General features: G+C 75.0%; 1 protein-coding gene and 1 pseudogene. One reads left to right on the forward strand and one right to left on the reverse strand.

Annotated elements, in window-relative coordinates; genetic code table 11:
* On the reverse strand, window positions 1–193 hold a 193-nt coding region (locus OFY01_RS32805), incomplete at its 3' end, for a hypothetical protein (protein WP_266601338.1).
* On the opposite strand from OFY01_RS32805, the pseudogene OFY01_RS32810 reads away from it, so the two are divergent.
* Window positions 137–520, forward strand: a pseudogene (locus tag OFY01_RS32810) (phenylalanine--tRNA ligase subunit beta-related protein); the annotation flags it as partial. The gene OFY01_RS32805 and the pseudogene OFY01_RS32810 sit on opposite strands and share 57 nt — an antisense overlap.
* Between the last annotated feature and the right edge of the window lie 133 nt (window positions 521–653).

The raw sequence follows: 653 nt of genomic DNA on the forward strand, positions 1-653 counted from the left end.
GGGCCAGGTAGCCGACGGCCTCGACGAGATTGGTCTTGCCCTGTCCGTTGGGGCCCACGAACGCGGTGACGCCCGGGCCGAGCTGACCGTCCGCGCCGACCAGCACGAGCCGTGGCACCCGGGCCGCTGCGCCGCGCTGTACGTCGACATCGACGGCAGGCAGACGCTCGTCGGCCACGCCGGTGAGCTGCACCCGCGCGTGGTCAAGGCGCTCAGCCTGCCCGCGCGCACCTGCGCGGCCGAGGTCGACCTCGACCTCCTGGAGCGGGCCGGCACCGGCGCGGTCCAGGCCCCGCGGATCTCCACCTACCCGGTCGCCACGCAGGACGTCGCGCTCGTCGTCGACCGCGCGGTCCCGGCCGATGAGGTCGAGCAGGTGCTGCGCGAGGGCGCGGGTGAACTCCTCGAATCGCTGCGCCTGTTCGACGTGTACGAGAACGTGGAGCAGCTCGGTGAGGGCAAGAAGTCCCTCGCCTACGCGCTCCGCTTCCGTGCCGCCGACCGCACGCTGACCGTGGACGAGGCGTCCGCCGCCCGTGACGCCGCGGTGGCGCTGGCCGCCGAGCGGACCGGGGCGGTGCCGCACGGCGAGGGCGCCGCCCGTCACGTCGTCGACGGAGACGGAACACTCGCCGCCGCCCTCGGCGACCCGG

The organism is Streptomyces beihaiensis (assembly GCF_026274175.1).
Lineage (GTDB): Bacteria > Actinomycetota > Actinomycetes > Streptomycetales > Streptomycetaceae > Streptomyces > Streptomyces beihaiensis.